Raw genomic sequence first — 16,007 nt, forward strand, 5'->3', positions numbered from 1 at the left:
CAACTCAAGTAGATATAAATTGTCATCTGACCCCAATTAAAAGTGCTTGGCGAAATTGTTGCAGTGCACTATGCTTCGCGGTCTTTCTTTGAATTGCGATGGATGGAGTTGCGATGAACACGCCCGCCGAAAAAGAACTGCTGCAAGCGCAGGGCCTGTATGACCCGGCACAGGAGCATGACGCCTGTGGCGTCGGCTTCGTGGCGCACATCAAGGGCGAGAAAAGCCACGCCATCGTCACCAACGCGCTGAAGATCCTGGAGAACCTGGACCATCGTGGCGCCGTGGGCGCCGACAAGCTGATGGGCGACGGCGCGGGCATCCTGATCCAGATGCCCGACAAGCTGTACCGCGAAGAGATGGCCAAGCAGGGCGTCAAGCTGCCGCCGCCCGGCGAATACGGCGTCGGCATGATCTTTTTGCCGAAGGAGCACGCGTCGCGCCTGGCTTGCGAGGAAGAACTGGAGCGCGCCATCAAGGCCGAGGGCCAGGTGCTGCTGGGCTGGCGCGACGTGCCGGTGAACCGTGACATGCCCATGTCGCCCACGGTGCGCGCCAAGGAGCCGATCATCCGCCAGGTGTTCATCGGCCGCGGGCATGACGTGATCGTGCAGGACGCGCTGGAGCGCAAGCTGTACGTCATCCGCAAGACGGCCAGCGCGCACATCCAGGCGCTCAAGCTCAAGCACAGCAAAGAGTATTACGTGCCCAGCATGAGCAGCCGCACGGTGATCTATAAGGGCCTCCTGCTGGCCGATCAAGTGGGCACCTACTACCGCGATCTGGAAGACGAGCGCTGCGTTTCCGCCCTGGGCCTGGTGCACCAGCGCTTTTCGACCAACACCTTCCCCGAGTGGCCGCTCGCGCACCCGTACCGCTACGTGGCGCACAACGGCGAGATCAACACGGTCAAGGGCAACTACAACTGGATGCGCGCGCGCGAGGGGGTGATGTCCTCGCCCGTGCTGGGCGCTGATTTGAAGAAGCTGTACCCCATCAGCTTTCCCGACCAGTCCGACACCGCCACCTTCGACAACTGTATCGAACTGCTGACCATGGCCGGCTACCCGCTGGCGCAGGCGGCGATGATGATGATTCCCGAGCCGTGGGAGCAGCACACCACCATGGACGAGCGCCGCCGCGCCTTCTATGAATACCACGCGAGCATGCTGGAGCCGTGGGACGGCCCCGCCTCCATCGTGTTCACCGACGGCCGCCAGATCGGCGCCACGCTGGACCGCAACGGCCTGCGCCCGGCGCGCTATTGCGTGACCGACGACGACATCGTCATCATGGGCTCCGAATCCGGCGTGCTGCCGATTCCAGAGCACAAGATCGTCAAGAAATGGCGCTTGCAGCCCGGCAAGATGTTCCTGATCGATCTGGAACAGGGCCGCATGATCGACGACGAAGAGGTCAAGGCCAGCCTGGCCAACGCCAAGCCCTACAAGCGCTGGATCGAAGACCTGCGCATTCGCCTCGACGACGTGGTCAAGCCCGTCGCCGGCATGGACGCCGAGGAACTGCCGATTGGCGAGACCGAGCCGCAGTCGTCCGGCGTCGAGACCACGCCGCCCGCCATGCTCGATTTGCAGCAGGCCTTTGGCTACACGCAGGAAGACATCAAGTTCCTGATGAGCCCGATGGCCGTCAACGGCGAGGAAGGCATTGGCTCCATGGGCAACGACAGCCCGTTGGCCGTGTTGTCCGACCGCACCAAGCCGCTGTTCAACTACTTCAAGCAGCTGTTCGCGCAGGTGACCAACCCGCCGATCGACCCGATTCGCGAAGCCATCGTGATGAGCCTGGTCAGCTTCATCGGCCCCAAGCCCAACCTGCTCGACATCAACCAGGTCAACCCGCCCATGCGGCTGGAGGTGAGCCAGCCCGTGCTGGACGCCGCCGACATGGTCAAGCTGCGCGACATCGCCAAGCACACGCAGGGCAAGTTCAGCAGCGCCGTGCTCGACATCACCTACCCGCTGGCCTGGGGCCCTGAAGGCGTCGAAGCGCGCCTGGCCAGCCTGTGCGCGCAGGCGGTGGACGCCATCAAGGGCGGCGCCAACATCCTCATCATCAGCGACAAGGGTGTGGGCCGTGATCGGCTGGCCATTCCGGCGCTGCTGGCGCTCTCGGCCATCCACCAGCACCTGATCCGCGAAGGCCTGCGCACCAGCGCCGGCCTGGTGGTGGAGACAGGCAGTGCGCGCGAAGTGCATCACTTTGCCGTGCTGGCGGGCTACGGCGCCGAAGCCGTTTACCCGTGGCTGGCCATGGACACGCTGGCAGCCATCCACAAGGATTTGCCGGGCGACCTGAGCGCCGAAAAGGCCATCTACCACTACGTGAAGGCGATCGGCAAAGGCCTGTCCAAGATCATGTCCAAGATGGGCGTGAGCACCTACATGAGCTACTGCGGCGCCCAGCTTTTTGAAGCGATTGGCATCAACAGTGACACGATCAACAAGTACTTCACCGGCACCGCCAGCCGCGTGGAGGGCATCGGCGTGTTCGAGATCGCCGAAGAAGCCATGCGCCGCCACCAGGCGGCCTTCGGCGACGACCCGGTCCTGGCGACGATGCTCGACGCCGGCGGCGAATACGCCTGGCGCACGCGCGGCGAAGAGCACATGTGGTCGCCCGACGCCATCGCCAAGCTGCAGCACTCCACGCGCGCCAATAACTGGAACACCTACAAGGAATACGCGCAACTCATCAACGACCAGAGCCAGCGCCAGATGACGCTGCGCGGGCTGTTCGAGTTCAAGGTTGACCCCGCCAAAGCCATTCCGGTCGATGAAGTGGAACCGGCCAAGGAAATCGTCAAGCGCTTTGCCACCGGCGCCATGTCGCTCGGCTCCATCTCAACGGAAGCGCACGCCACGCTGGCCGTGGCCATGAACCGCATCGGCGGCAAGAGCAACACCGGCGAAGGCGGCGAAGACGCGCTGCGCTACCGCAACGAACTGAAAGGGATCCCCATCAAGCAGGGCCAGACCATGTCCGACCTGCTGGGCAACATCTTCGAGGTGGACTACCCGCTGCAAGCCGGCGACAGCCTGCGCAGCAAGATCAAGCAGGTGGCGTCGGGCCGCTTTGGCGTCACGGCCGAATACCTGAGCAGCGCCGATCAGATCCAGATCAAGATGGCGCAAGGCGCCAAGCCGGGCGAGGGCGGCCAGCTGCCCGGCGGCAAGGTCAGCGACTACATCGGCAAGCTGCGCCACAGCGTGCCGGGCGTGGGCCTCATCAGCCCGCCGCCGCACCACGACATCTATTCCATCGAAGACCTGGCGCAGCTGATCCACGATTTGAAGAACGTGGCGCCGCACAGCGACATCAGCGTCAAGCTGGTGAGCGAAGTGGGCGTGGGCACCATCGCCGCCGGAGTGGCCAAGTGCAAGAGCGACCACGTGGTGATCGCCGGCCACGACGGCGGCACGGGCGCGTCGCCCTGGTCGTCGATCAAGCACGCCGGCAGCCCGTGGGAAATTGGCCTGGCCGAAACGCAGCAGACCCTGGTGCTCAACCGCCTGCGCGGCCGCATCCGCGTGCAGGCCGATGGGCAGATGAAGACCGGCCGCGACGTGGCGATTGGCGCGCTGCTCGGCGCCGACGAGTTCGGCTTTGCCACCGCGCCGCTGGTGGTGGAAGGCTGCATCATGATGCGCAAGTGCCACCTCAACACCTGCCCGGTGGGCGTGGCCACGCAAGACCCGGTGCTGCGCGCCAAGTTCACCGGCAAGCCTGAGCACGTGGTCAACTACTTCTTCTTCGTCGCGGAGGAAGTGCGCCAGATCATGGCGCAGCTGGGCATCCGCAATTTCGACGACCTGATCGGGCGCAGCGACCTGCTCGACATGAAGAAGGGCATCGAGCACTGGAAGGCCAAGGGCCTGGACTTCAGCCGCCTGTTCGCGCAGCCCGATGTGCCGGCCGACGTGCCGCGCTTCCACGTCGAGAACCAGGACCACGGCCTCGACAAGTCGCTCGACAACCGCCTGATCGAAAAAGCGCGCCCCGCCATCGACAAGGGCGAGTCGGTCAAGATCATGGACACGGCGCGCAACGTGAATCGCTCCGTCGGTGCCATGCTGTCAGGCGCGGTGACCAAGGTGCACCCTGAAGGGCTGCCCGACGACACCATCCGCATCCAGCTTGAAGGCACGGGCGGCCAGTCGTTTGGCGCTTTCCTGTGCAATGGCATCACGCTGCAACTGATTGGTGACGCCAACGACTACACCGGCAAGGGTCTGTCGGGTGGGCGCGTCGCCATCCGCCCCAGCCTGGACTTCCGCGGCAATGCGGCCGACAACATCATCGTTGGCAACACGGTGATGTATGGCGCGACGACGGGCGAGGCCTTCTTCGCTGGCGTGGCGGGCGAGCGTTTTGCCGTGCGCCTGTCGGGCGCCACGGCGGTGGTCGAAGGCACGGGCGATCACGGCTGCGAATACATGACCGGCGGCACCGTGGCCGTGCTCGGCAAGACCGGCCGCAACTTCGCTGCCGGCATGTCGGGCGGCGTGGCCTATGTGTACGACGAGGACGGCCAGTTCACCAAGCGCTGCAACCTGTCGATGGTGACGCTGGAAAAAGTGCTGCCTGCCACCGAGCAGAAGGCCGCTGGCGACATCGGCACCTGGCACCGCGGCCAGACGGACGAGGAGCAGCTCAAGAAACTGCTCGACGACCACCTGCGCTGGACCGGCAGCCGCCGCGCGCGCGAGTTGCTGGACAACTGGGCCGCCACGCGCGAGAAGTTCGTCAAGGTCTTCCCGACCGAGTACAAGCGCGCGCTGGGCGAGCTTCATGCCCGCAATCAGGCGCTGGCGCAGGCAGACAAAGCGCCGAAAGCTACCAAAAAAGAAGCGACCCCGGCCAAGTAAGAAGGATTCGACATCATGGGAAAAGTCACCGGCTTCATGGAATTCGAGCGTATCGAAGAGGGCTACGCGCCCGTGGCTGAGCGCGTCAAGCACTACAAGGAATTCGTCATCGGCCTGGACGATGCGCAGGCCAAGCAACAGGGCGCGCGCTGCATGGACTGTGGCACGCCGTTCTGCAACTCGGGCTGCCCGGTCAACAACATCATTCCGGACTTCAACGACCTGGTGTTTCGCGGCGACTGGAAGAACGCCTTCGCGGTGCTCGATTCGACCAACAATTTCCCCGAGTTCACCGGCCGCATCTGCCCCGCGCCCTGCGAGGCAGCCTGCGTGCTGAACATCAACAACGACCCGGTGGGCATCAAGTCGATCGAGCACGCCATCATCGACCGCGCCTGGGATGAAGGCTGGGTCACGCCGCGCGCACCCAAGGTCAAGACGGGCAAGAAAGTGGCCGTGGTCGGCTCCGGCCCCGCCGGTCTGGCCGCCGCGCAGCAACTGGCGCGCGCCGGTCACGACGTGACGCTGTTCGAAAAGAACGACCGCGTCGGCGGCCTGCTGCGCTACGGCATCCCTGATTTCAAGCTCGACAAGTCGCACATCGACCGCCGCGTCGAACAGATGCAGGCCGAGGGCGTGACGATTCGCACCGGCGTGCTGGTCGGCGGCATGCCGGGCGAAGGCCCGGGCGCCAAGGTCACCAACCTGGCCAAGGAAACCGTGTCGGCCGCGCAGCTCACGCAGGAGTTCGACGCCGTGCTGCTCACCGGCGGTGCCGAGCAGTCGCGAGACCTGCCCGTGCCGGGGCGCGATCTCGACGGCGTGCACTTCGCCATGGAACTGCTGCCGCAGCAGAACCGCGCCAACGCCGGCGACAAGCTCAAGGATGCCATCTCGGCCAAGGGCAAGCACGTCATCGTGATTGGCGGCGGCGACACCGGCAGCGACTGCGTGGGCACCAGCAACCGCCACGGCGCCAAGAGCGTGACGCAGTTCGAAGTCATGCCCATGCCGCCCGAGCAGGAGAACAAGCCCCTGGTCTGGCCCTACTGGCCAATCAAGCTGCGCACCTCGTCCAGCCACGAAGAGGGCGCGCAGCGCGAATTCGCCATCTCCACCAAGCAGTTCAACGGCGACAAGGGCAAGGTCAAGAGCCTGACCACGGTGCAGGTCGAGTTCAAGGACGGCAAGCTGACCGAAGTGCCCGGCACCGAAAAGGAATGGCCGGCAGATCTGGTGCTGCTGGCCATGGGTTTCACCAACCCCCTGGCCAGCGTGCTCGAGGCGTTCGGCGTCGACAAGGATGCGCGCGGCAACGCCAAGGCCGGCACCGAAGGCGCGGGCAGCTACGCCACCAACGTCAAGAAGGTGTTCGCGGCCGGCGACATGCGTCGTGGGCAGTCGCTGGTGGTGTGGGCGATCCGCGAGGGCCGCCAGGCGGCGCGCTCGGTGGATGAGTTCTTGATGGGTTCCAGCACCTTGCCCCGTTGAGGCGTAGGGGCGGCGGCCCTCGCGGATCGCCCGGCGGGCGGCATGTGAACACGCACGCTGGCCGCGTGCGTGGCGCGAAGGCCGCCAGGCGGCGCGCTCGGTGGACGCGTTCTTGATGGGCTCCAGCACCTTGCCTCGCTGATGCGTAGGGGCGCGGCCCTCGCGGATCGCCCGGCGGGCGGCATGTGAACACGCACGCTGGCCGCGTGCGTGGCGCGAGGGCCGCCAGGCGGCGCGCTCGGTGGATGCGTTCTTGATGGGGTCGAGCGACCTGCCGCGTTGAGGGGGGCGCCCCGAGCCCGAATCGGCGTCGGGATGATGGCTTGACGCGCCGCGCGCACCCCTTCAACCACGGCGGGGGCATGGGCCCGTAGCGTGCGGGGTTCCTGATGCGTGGTACAAGCCGCGCCATGACTTCTGCTCCCATCCGTATCGCCATCGCCGGTCACGGCAACCTGGGCCGCGGCGTTGAGGCCGCGCTGACGCGCAACGCCGACATGCAGCTCGTCGGCATCTACACCCGCCGCCCGCCCGCGCAACTGCAGTCGCTTATCGCCGGCACGCCCGTGCACGGCATGGACGCGCTGGCCGGCCACGCGGGCCAGATCGACGTGCTGATCCTTTGTGGCGGCTCCAAGGAAGACCTGCCTCAGCAAGGCCCGGCGCTCGCCGCGCTGTTCAACACCGTCGACAGCTTCGACACCCACGCGCGCATCCCCGAGTACTTCGCCGCCGTCGATGCGCCCGCCCGCGCCAACCGCAGGACGGCGCTGATCTCCGCCGGCTGGGACCCCGGCATGTTCTCGATCCACCGCGTGATGGGCGAGGCCCTGCTGCCCGAAGGCGCCACCTACACTTTCTGGGGCAAGGGCCTGAGCCAGGGTCACTCGGACGCCGTGCGCCGCGTGCCCGGCGTGGCCGGCGGCGTGCAATACACCGTGCCGGTGCCGGCGGCCGTGGAGCAGGTGCGCAGCGGCACGCGCCCCAGTTTGAGCACGCGGCAAAAGCACACGCGCGAATGCTTCGTGGTGCTGCAAGAGGGCGCCGATGCCGATGCGGTGCGGCAGGCCATTGTCACCATGCCGCACTACTTTGACGAGTACGACACCACCGTCACCTTCATCAGCGCCGATGAACTGCGCCGCGACCACGGCGCCATGCCGCACGGGGGTTTCGTCATCCGCAGCGGCACCACCAGCGTGGGCAACACCCAGATCGTCGAATACGGCCTGAAGCTGGGCAGCAACCCCGAGTTCACCGCCAGCGTGCTGGTGGCCTACGCCCGCGCCGTGCACCGCCTGCATCAGCGCGGCGAGTACGGCGCCAGGACGGTGTTCGACGTCGCGCCTGGCCTGCTGTCGCCCAAAAGCGCCGAGCAGCTGCGCGCCGAGTTGCTGTAAGGCAATCTGCGCCAAGCGGCGCCGCCGCTTTTTCTGGAGATCGCTACATGCCTGCCCGTCCTCGCGCAGTGGTCGCAGCCTGCCGCCGGTAGTCCCCATCGGCCTCGGCTGCATGGGCATGAGCCAGTTCTACGGCGCCAGCGACGACGCCGAATCGCTGGCGACGCTGACGGGCGCGACCAATGCGCGCCTGGTCGATCAACTGGGTGCACTGGCGCGCGAATGGGGTCTGGCCAACGCGCAACTGGCGTTGTCCTGGCTGCTGGTTGGGCCATCGCATGTCATCCCCATCCCCGGCACGCGCCGCGTCAGCCGGCTGGACGAGCACATGGCAGCGGCTGATGTGAAGCTCGCGCCGGCCCAGATCGAACGCGTCGAGGCCGTGCTCGGCCAAGGCGCCGCGCAGGGATGCCGCTACGCCGAGGCGGGCGTCATCGGCATGGAAACACCCAACGCCTGAGGCTGCTGCACGGTCAGCCGCCCGTACCCGCTACACCCGGCAAGGGAGGCGGCTGCGGGCCAATCCCGTATCATTCGGTCGCCGGCTGTTCAGCCGGCTTTTTTGATGTCATGAGTACCCCCGCTGTCGATGCCCTGGTCGAGTTGCGCGACGTGACCTTCGGTTACGGCGAGCGGCCGGTGCTGCGCGACTTGTCGATCACCGTGCCGCGCGGCAAGGTGACGGCGCTGATGGGGGCGTCGGGCGGCGGCAAGACCACCGTGTTGCGCCTGATCGGCGGGCAGCACAGGGCGCAGCGCGGCGAGGTGCTGGTGGCCGGCCAGGACGTCGGCCGCATGTCCGAAGCGCAGCTGTACGCCATGCGCCGGCGCATGGGCATGCTGTTTCAGTTTGGCGCGCTGTTCACCGATCTGTCGGTGTTCGAGAACGTGGCCTTTCCCTTGCGCGAGCACACCGCGCTGCCCGACGCGCTGATCCGCGACATCGTGCTGATGAAGCTGGACGCCGTGGGCCTGCGCGGCGCGCGCGAGCTGATGCCGGCGCAGATTTCCGGCGGCATGGCGCGGCGCGTGGCGCTGGCGCGGGCCATTGCGCTCGACCCCGAGCTGGTGATGTACGACGAGCCCTTTGCCGGGCTTGACCCGATTTCGCTCGGCACGGCCGCGCGCCTGATCCGCCGCCTGAACGATGCGCTGGGCATTACCAGCGTCGTGGTGTCGCACGACGTGCAGGAGACCTTTCACATCGCCGACCAGGTGATCATCCTGGCCGACGGCGGCGTGGCCGCGCAAGGCACGCCCGACGAAGTGCGTGCCAGCACCGACCCGCTGGTGCGCCAGTTCATCGGCATGGACGTCGACGGCCCGGTGCAGTTTCATTACCCCGGCCCGACGGCCGAGCAGGATTTCGGGGTGCAGGCTTGAGCTGGTGGCGCCCGTCCGACGTCGGTTTTGCGGTGCGCGGCGGCCTGGCCGACCTGGGCTATGCCACGCGCTTCTTCTGGCGGCTGATCAAGCTGGCCGGGCCGACCTTCCGGCGTTTTTCGCTGGTGCGCGACCAGATCCACTTTCTGGGCAACTATTCGCTGGCCATCATTGGCGTGTCGGGCCTGTTCGTCGGCTTCGTGCTGGCGCTGCAGGGCTACAACATCCTGCAGCGCTACGGCTCGGCCGAGGCGGTGGGCATGATGGTGGCGCTGTCGCTGCTGCGCGAGCTGGGGCCAGTGGTGTCGGCGCTGCTGTTTGCCGGCCGCGCCGGCACGTCGCTGACGGCCGAGATCGGGCTGATGAAGTCGGGCGAGCAGTTCAGCGCCATGGAGATGATGGCGGTCGACCCGGTGCAGCGCATCATAGCGCCGCGCTTCTGGGGCGGCGTGATCGCGTTGCCGCTGCTGACGGCGGTGTTCAACGCGGTCGGCGTGATGGGCGGCTGGATCGTCAGCGTGCCCATGATCGGCGTCGATCCCGGCGCCTTCTGGAGCCAGATGCAGGGCGGCGTCGACGTGTGGGCCGACCTGGGCAACGGCGTGGTCAAGAGCGTGGTGTTCGGCATCGCCGTCACCTTTGTCGCGCTCCTGCAGGGCTATGTGGCCAAGCCCACGGCCGATGGCGTGGCGCGCGCCACCACGCGCACGGTGGTCATGGCGTCGCTGCTGGTGCTGGGGCTGGACTTCGTGCTGACGGCACTGATGTTCAGCTGATGGAATTTACTTAGGAGAGAACGCGCATGCCACGTTCCAAGAATGATTTCTGGGTCGGACTGTTCGTGATGCTGGGGCTGGTGGCGCTGGTGTTCCTGGCGCTGCAGTCGGCCAACCTGCTGTCGCTCAACTTCCAGCGCGGCTACCGCATCACGGCCAACTTCGACAACATCGGCGGGCTCAAGCCCAAGGCGGCGGTGCGCAGCGCCGGCGTGGTGGTGGGCCGCGTGGCCAGCATCGGCTTCGACGACCAGCGCTTCCAGGCGCGCATCGAGATGGACATGGACCCGCGCTTCCACTTTCCGAAGGACAGTTCGCTCAAGATCCTGACCAGCGGGCTGCTGGGCGAGCAGTACATTGGCGTCGAGGCCGGTGCCGACGAGAAAAACCTGGCCGCGGGTGACAACGTGACGCACACCCAGTCCGCCGTGGTGCTCGAGAACCTGATCAGCCAGTTCCTGTTCAACAGTGCTGCCAGCAACACGGGTAATGCGGGCGGCGGAGCCAACGGCAAGGCGCCGGCGGCGGGTAAATAATGCAAGACGGTGGGGGCGTGGCCAGCGCTGTGCGGCGCGTCCCTTCAAGGTGAATCCCATGACATCTCCACTCCTTCACGGCTGGCGCCGGGCGCAGATGCTGGCCTGCGCCACGCTGCTGGCGCTCCTCGGCGGGTGCGCCACGGCGCCGGGCGCCGACCCGCGTGACCCGTGGGAGCCGTACAACCGCTCCATGTACCGCTTCAACGACGCCGTCGATACGGCGGTGCTCAAGCCGGTGGCGACCGCCTACCGCGACGTCGTGCCGCAGCCGGTGCGCACGGGCGTCAACAATTTCTTCGGCAACCTGGGCGATGCGTGGTCGTTGGTCAACAACGTGCTGCAGGCCAAGCCCGAGGCCGCGCTGCATTCGTTCTGGCGCGTGGTCATCAACTCCACCATGGGCCTGGGCGGCGTGCTCGACCCCGCCACCGAGATGCGCCTGCAACGCCACCGCGAGGACTTCGGCCAGACGCTGGGCCGCTGGGGCGTGCCGACGGGGCCTTATTTCGTGCTGCCGATCCTGGGGCCGTCCACCCTGCGCGACACGGTGGCATTGCCGGTCGACATGTACGGCAAGCCGGTCGGCCATGTGTCGGACGTGCCGGTGCGCAATTCGCTCACCGGGCTGGACATCGTGCAGACGCGCGCCGGCCTGCTGGGTGTTACCGAGGTGCTCGAATCGGCGGCGCTCGACCGCTACACCTTCCAGCGCGACGCCTTCCTGCAAAAGCGGCGCAATGACGTGTTCGACGGTAATCCGCCGCGCGACGAGGAGCGTTACGACCTGGAGCCGGCGCCGGAGTCACCGGCGTCAGCGCCGGCTGCCGCCCCGGCACGCTGACCGGCCGCCCGCACACTTTGTCACAGCCGCGCGGAACCCCCGGCGCGTCAGGCGTTCCAAGACAGGCGGGGCAGATCGCACCTTCGTGCACGCCCCGCGACCCGTAGACAGAAAGAGAATTGCGCCATGAACCTGATTGCCCGCCGCACCCTCGTCAAGATCGCCACCGCCGCCCTGGGCGCGCTGGCGGTCGCGGCTGCGCCCTGGGCGCGCGCCGACGAGGCGCCCAACGCCATGATTTCGCGCCTGACCGCCGAAGTGCTCGACACCATCAAGAGCGACAAGAACCTGCAGGAAGGCGACATCAACCGCATCATGCAGGTGGTGGACGCCAAGATCATGCCCAACGTCAACTTTGCCCGCATGACGGCGTCGGCCACCGGCCCGGCATGGCGCCAGGCGTCGGCCGAGCAGCGCAGCCGCCTGCAGCAGGAATTCAAGTCCCTGCTGGTGCGCACTTACGCTGGCGCGCTGAAGCAGGTCAAGAACCAGACCGTCGAGGTGCAGCCGCTGCGCGCGCAGCCGAGCGACAACGAAGTCACCGTGCGCACGCTGATCCGCGGCCAGGGTGACCCGGTGCAGGTCGACTACCGCATGGAGCGCACGCCCGGCCAGGGCGCGGGCTGGAAGATCTACGACCTGAACGTGGTCGGCGTCTGGCTGGTCGACAACTACCGGCCCCAGTTCGCGCAGCAGCTCAGTGCGGGCGGCGTGGACGCGCTCATCAAGTCGCTGTCCGAGCGCAACCGCGCCAACAACGCCAGCTGATCGCCCGGGAACCCGCGCCATGCCCGTGCTGCCCGCCGAATTGACGTTTGCGCAGGCCAACACCTGCCTGACGATGCTGCGCGAGGCCGCGCGTGCCGAGCGCGGCGCGCAGGTGCTGGTCGATGCCACCCCGCTGACGCGGTTCGATTCGTCCGCGCTGGCCGTGCTGCTGGAATGCCGGCGCGACGTGCTGCACGACGGCAAGGGCTTCGCCGTGCGCGGCCTGGCGCCGCGTTTGCGCGAGCTGGCGGACCTGTACGGCGTCTCGGCCCTGCTGGCCGACGCGGCGCCGGCGGACGACGGCGCCCGGCCCGCCACCCCCGCCGCCTGATCGCCTGAAACCCCCGCCGCGCCCGGTGGCGTCACCTGGGGCACGGGCAAGAAATCGCCGCGATCGTAAAATGGCGGGTTGCCTATGCCCGCCATCTCCTTTCAATCGGTGTCCAAGGTCTACCCGGCCTCGGGCAAGCCCGGTTCCGCGCCCCTCAAAGCCCTTGACGACGTCAGCTTCGACATCGAAGCCGGCGAATTCTTCGGCCTGCTGGGCCCCAACGGCGCGGGCAAGACCACGCTGATCTCCATCCTGGCCGGGCTGGCGCGCGCCACCTCGGGCCGGGTGCTGGTCTACGGCCACGACGTGCAGACCGACTTCGTGCAGGCGCGCCGGCACCTGGGTATCGTGCCGCAGGAACTGGTGTTCGACCCGTTCTTCACCGTGCGCGAGGCGCTGCGCTTCCAGTCCGGCTACTTTGGCCTGCACAGGAACGACGACTGGATCGACGAACTGCTGTCCGGTCTGGGGCTGGCCGACAAGGCCAAGGCCAACATGCGGCAGCTGTCGGGCGGCATGAAGCGCCGCGTGCTGGTGGCCCAGGCGCTGGTGCACAAGCCGCCCGTCATCGTGCTGGACGAACCCACGGCCGGCGTGGATGTGGAACTGCGCCAGACGCTGTGGCAGTTCGTCGCCGCGCTCAACCGCCAGGGCCACACGGTGCTGCTGACCACGCACTACCTCGAAGAAGCCGAGGCGCTGTGCCAGCGCATCGCCATGCTCAAGAAGGGGCAGGTGATTGCCCTGGAACGCACCAGCACGCTGCTGAACAACGCCACCGCCAACGTGCTGTATTTCAAGACCGATAACCCCTTGCCGCCCGACCTGGCCGCGCTGGCGCGCGTCACGGGGCGCATTGTCGAATTGCCCGCCCAGGGCCCTGACGAGATCGAACGCCACCTGGCCGCGCTGCGCCAGGGCGGCGTGAAAGTGGAAGACATGGAAATCCGCAAGGCCGACCTTGAAGACGTGTTCATCGCCCTGATGAACGGCCAGCCGGCTGCCGAGGCCGTGCGATGAGCGAGCTGACCCGCGCCGTCGGGCTGCCGCTGGGCGGCGCCGCGCACCTGCAGGCCATGCCGGCACCCAACGACGGCTGGAAGATGCTGCTGAAGAAGGAAGTGCTGCGCTTCTGGCGCGTCGCCTTCCAGACCATTGCCGCGCCGGTGCTGACGGCGGTGCTGTACCTGATGATCTTCGGCCACGTGCTGCAGGGCCGGGTCGAGGTCTACCCTGGCGTCGGCTACGTCGCCTTCCTGGTGCCGGGGCTGGTGATGATGAGCGTGCTGCAGAACGCGTTTGCCAACAGTGCGTCCAGCCTGGTGCAGAGCAAGATCATGGGCAACCTGGTGTTCACGCTGCTGACGCCGCTGTCGGCCTGGCACTGGTTCATCGCCTACGTGGGCGCGGCCATTGCGCGCGGGCTGGTGGTGGGGCTGGGCGTGTACGTCATCACGCTGCTGTACGCGCCGCCGCGCGCGGCCTCGCTGGGCTGGATCCTGGCCTTCGCCGTGATGGGCGCCGCGCTGATGGGCGTGCTGGGCCTGCTGGCCGGCCTGTGGGCCGACAAGTTCGACCAGATGGCGGTGTTCCAGAACTTCATCGTCATGCCCATGACCTTCCTGGCGGGCGTGTTCTACTCGATCCATTCACTGCCCGCCGTGTGGCAGAAACTCAGCCACCTCAACCCGTTCTTCTACATGATCGACGGCTTCCGGTACGGCTTCTTCGGCGTCAGCGACGTGTCGCCCTGGCTCAGTCTGGGCGTGGCGGGCGGCGCGCTGCTGGCGGTGTCGATGCTGACGCTGCATTTGCTCAAGACGGGCTACAAACTGAGAAGCTGAAGGTTCGGCGTGCCCCGTTCCGCGAGACGCCCATTCCGCCCGACGCGCCACGCTGAACGCCCGACGCCCCACCTCCCAAAATGACCGCAGACCAACTCAAGCACATCATCGCCGCCGGCCTGGCGTGCGAACACCTCGAAGTGGAAGGCGATGGCCGCCACTGGTTCGCCACCATCGTCTCGGCCGAATTCGAAGGCAAGCGCCCCATCGCGCGCCACCAGCGCGTGTACGCCACGCTCGGCCAGCGCATGGCGTCCGACGAAGTGCACGCGCTGTCAATGAAGACGTTGACGCCGGCCGAATGGGCGGCGCAGCGCGATTGATATAGTTTTGATAGCTGCTCGCGCTTGTCCAGCAAGCGCAGGCGGCCTGTTTGATACCTGAACGAGCTGAACCATGGACAAACTGCTGATCCGCGGCGGGCGCCCGCTGAAGGGCGAGGTGACCATCTCCGGCGCCAAGAACGCCGCGCTGCCCGAGATGTGCGCCACGCTGCTCACGGCCGACCCGGTCAAGCTGACCAACGTGCCGCGCCTGCACGACGTGCGCACCATGCGCCGCCTGCTTGAAAACATGGGCGTCGCCGTCGAAACGCATGGCGAGCGCGGCGGCATGAGCTTTCATGCGGCCGACCCGCTGACGCCCGAAGCGCCGTACGAACTGGTCAAGACCATGCGCGCCTCGGTGCTGGCGCTGGGGCCGCTGCTGGCGCGCTTTGGCCGCGCACGCGTGTCGCTGCCGGGCGGCTGCGCCATCGGCTCGCGCCCGGTCGACCAGCACATCAAGGGCCTGCAGGCCATGGGCGCGCTGATCGACGTCGAGCACGGCTACATGGTGGCCCGCCTGCCCGAGGGCGCCACGCGCCTGAAGGGCGCGCGCATCACCACCGACATGGTCACCGTGACCGGCACCGAGAACTTCCTCATGGCCGCCTGCCTGGCCGAAGGCGAGACGGTGCTCGAAAACGCCGCGCAAGAGCCCGAGATCACCGACCTGGCCGAGATGCTCATCAAGATGGGCGCCAAGATCGAAGGCCATGGCAGCAGCCGCATCCGCATCCAGGGCGTGCCGCGCCTGCATGGCTGCGAACACCAGGTGGTGGCCGACCGCATCGAAGCGGGCACCTTCCTGTGCGCCGTGGCTGCCACGGGCGGCGAGGCGACGCTGCTGCACGCTTGCGCGCACCACCTGGACGCGGTGGTCGAAAAACTGCGCGACGCCGGCGCCGAGATCGAGGCCATTGGCGGCCCCGACTGCGAAGGCGGCCCGCAGGACCATGCCATCCGCGTGCGCAGCCCCGGTAGCCGCGCGCTGACGGCGCAAGGCTTTCGCACCACCGAATACCCGGGCTTCCCGACCGACATGCAGGCGCAGTTCATGGCGCTCAACTGCGTGGCGCGCGGCACCAGCGTGGTGACCGAAACCATCTTCGAAAACCGCTTCATGCACGTCAACGAACTGGTGCGCCTGGGCGCGCAGATCCACGTCGACGGGCGCACCGCCACCATCGAAGGCGTGCCGCAACTGTCCGGCGCCACCGTGATGGCCACCGACCTGCGCGCCTCGGCCAGCCTGGTCATCGCCGGCCTGGTGGCCGACGGCGAAACGCTGGTCGACCGCATCTACCACCTGGACCGCGGCTACGACCAGATGGAAGAAAAGCTGCGTGCCATCGGGGCGGACATTGAACGGGTCAGCTAGTCAGAAAAAAATACCGGACGCGAAGGACGCAAAGATGACGCGAA

The 16,007-nt window shown here is 67.2% G+C and carries 14 protein-coding genes; all 14 read left to right on the top strand.

What is annotated here, in order from left to right:
- Window positions 1–113 precede the first annotated feature (113 nt).
- The 14 genes from R0D99_RS03395 (at window position 114) to murA (ending at window position 15,963) form a co-directional block, all read left to right on the top strand.
- Window positions 114–4,889, top strand: a complete 4,776-nt coding sequence (locus tag R0D99_RS03395; protein WP_317749976.1) for a glutamate synthase-related protein — start codon at window positions 114–116, stop codon at window positions 4,887–4,889.
- A 15-nt stretch (window positions 4,890–4,904) separates the two neighbouring features.
- A complete protein-coding gene (locus tag R0D99_RS03400; RefSeq protein WP_317749977.1) occupies window positions 4,905–6,380 on the top strand; it encodes a glutamate synthase subunit beta in 1,476 nt (491 codons plus the stop codon).
- 410 nt (window positions 6,381–6,790) lie between these two features.
- A complete protein-coding gene (locus tag R0D99_RS03405; protein WP_416365961.1) occupies window positions 6,791–7,780 on the top strand; it encodes a diaminopimelate dehydrogenase in 990 nt (329 codons plus the stop codon).
- 229 nt (window positions 7,781–8,009) lie between these two features.
- Complete coding sequence (locus R0D99_RS03410) at window positions 8,010–8,240, top strand: aldo/keto reductase (RefSeq protein ID WP_416365985.1); 231 nt, start codon at window positions 8,010–8,012, stop codon at window positions 8,238–8,240.
- Window positions 8,241–8,350: 110 nt separating this feature from the next.
- Window positions 8,351–9,163, top strand: a complete 813-nt coding sequence (locus R0D99_RS03415; RefSeq protein WP_317749981.1) for an ABC transporter ATP-binding protein — start codon at window positions 8,351–8,353, stop codon at window positions 9,161–9,163.
- Entirely contained in the window at window positions 9,160–9,939 is a 780-nt protein-coding gene (gene mlaE, locus R0D99_RS03420; protein WP_317749982.1) for a lipid asymmetry maintenance ABC transporter permease subunit MlaE, read from the top strand. The genes R0D99_RS03415 and mlaE overlap by 4 nt, the downstream gene beginning before the upstream one ends.
- Window positions 9,940–9,965: 26 nt before the next feature.
- Window positions 9,966–10,475 (top strand): outer membrane lipid asymmetry maintenance protein MlaD, encoded by a 510-nt coding sequence (gene mlaD / locus R0D99_RS03425; protein ID WP_317749983.1) that lies wholly within the window; start codon window positions 9,966–9,968, stop codon window positions 10,473–10,475.
- 58 nt (window positions 10,476–10,533) lie between these two features.
- Window positions 10,534–11,319, top strand: coding sequence for a VacJ family lipoprotein (locus R0D99_RS03430; protein WP_416365962.1), 786 nt, complete (start codon window positions 10,534–10,536; stop codon window positions 11,317–11,319).
- A 126-nt stretch (window positions 11,320–11,445) separates the two neighbouring features.
- Window positions 11,446–12,087 carry an ABC transporter substrate-binding protein gene (locus R0D99_RS03435; RefSeq protein WP_317749984.1) on the top strand — a complete coding sequence of 214 codons (642 nt, stop codon included), beginning with the start codon at window positions 11,446–11,448 and terminating at the stop codon, window positions 12,085–12,087.
- 19 nt (window positions 12,088–12,106) lie between these two features.
- Window positions 12,107–12,418, top strand: coding sequence for an STAS domain-containing protein (locus tag R0D99_RS03440; protein ID WP_317749985.1), 312 nt, complete (start codon window positions 12,107–12,109; stop codon window positions 12,416–12,418).
- A gap of 84 nt (window positions 12,419–12,502) precedes the next feature.
- Window positions 12,503–13,438 carry an ABC transporter ATP-binding protein gene (locus tag R0D99_RS03445; RefSeq protein WP_317749986.1) on the top strand — a complete coding sequence of 312 codons (936 nt, stop codon included), beginning with the start codon at window positions 12,503–12,505 and terminating at the stop codon, window positions 13,436–13,438.
- Window positions 13,439–13,494: 56 nt separating this feature from the next.
- A complete protein-coding gene (locus R0D99_RS03450; protein WP_317750987.1) occupies window positions 13,495–14,262 on the top strand; it encodes an ABC transporter permease in 768 nt (255 codons plus the stop codon).
- A gap of 80 nt (window positions 14,263–14,342) precedes the next feature.
- A complete protein-coding gene (locus R0D99_RS03455; protein WP_317749988.1) occupies window positions 14,343–14,585 on the top strand; it encodes a BolA family protein in 243 nt (80 codons plus the stop codon).
- A 73-nt stretch (window positions 14,586–14,658) separates the two neighbouring features.
- Window positions 14,659–15,963, top strand: a complete 1,305-nt coding sequence (murA, locus tag R0D99_RS03460; protein ID WP_317749989.1) for a UDP-N-acetylglucosamine 1-carboxyvinyltransferase — start codon at window positions 14,659–14,661, stop codon at window positions 15,961–15,963.
- Window positions 15,964–16,007: the final 44 nt, after the last annotated feature.

Source organism: Ottowia sp. SB7-C50, assembly GCF_033110285.1.
GTDB lineage: Bacteria > Pseudomonadota > Gammaproteobacteria > Burkholderiales > Burkholderiaceae_C > Ottowia.